Source organism: Mycobacterium kyorinense, assembly GCF_001672775.1.
GTDB lineage: Bacteria > Actinomycetota > Actinomycetes > Mycobacteriales > Mycobacteriaceae > Mycobacterium > Mycobacterium kyorinense_A.
The window spans coordinates 1-824 of record NZ_LZKJ01000164.1 but is presented as its reverse complement, the minus strand read 5'-3'; the positions used below and the strand labels follow the sequence as shown (position 1 = coordinate 824).

At 70.4% G+C, this 824-nt stretch carries 1 protein-coding gene; it reads left to right on the top strand.

What is annotated here, in order from left to right; translation table 11 throughout:
* Positions 1 to 824, top strand: an 824-nt coding sequence (locus A5707_RS17590) for a translation initiation factor IF-2 N-terminal domain-containing protein (RefSeq protein WP_156658095.1), incomplete at both ends; no start/stop codon positions are given.

Below are 824 nucleotides of genomic sequence, written 5' to 3'. Positions count from 1 at the left end.
GCCGCCCGGCGGCGGCTACCGCGGCCGTCCCGGTGGCGGGGGCGGCCGTCCCGGTCAACGCGGAGGCGCGGCCGGCGCGTTCGGCCGGCCCGGCGGCGCGCCCCGGCGCGGCCGGAAGTCCAAGCGGGCCAAACGCGCCGAATACGAAAACATGCAGGCCCCGGTCGTCGGTGGGGTGCGGCTGCCGCACGGCAACGGCGAAACCATCCGGCTGGCCCGCGGTGCATCGCTGAGCGACTTCGCCGAGAAGATCGACGCCAACCCGGCCGCGCTGGTGCAGGCGCTGTTCAATCTCGGCGAGATGGTCACCGCCACCCAGTCGGTGGGCGACGAGACACTCGAGTTGCTCGGCAGCGAGATGAACTACGTCGTGCAGGTGGTGTCCCCCGAGGACGAGGACCGCGAGCTGCTGGAGTCCTTCGACCTCTCCTACGGCGAGGACGAGGGCACCGAGGAAGACCTGCAGGTGCGCCCGCCGGTGGTCACCGTGATGGGTCACGTCGACCACGGGAAGACCCGACTGCTGGACACCATCCGTCAGGCCAACGTCCGCGAAGCCGAGGCGGGCGGCATCACCCAGCACATCGGCGCCTACCAGGTCTCGGTGGATCTCGACGGCAACGAGCGGCTGATCACCTTCATCGACACCCCGGGACACGAGGCGTTCACCGCCATGCGTGCCCGCGGTGCCAAGGCCACCGACATCGCGATCTTGGTGGTGGCCGCCGACGACGGGGTGATGCCGCAGACCGTGGAAGCCATCAACCACGCTCAGGCCGCCGACGTGCCGATCGTGGTGGCGGTCAACAAGATCGACAAGGAGG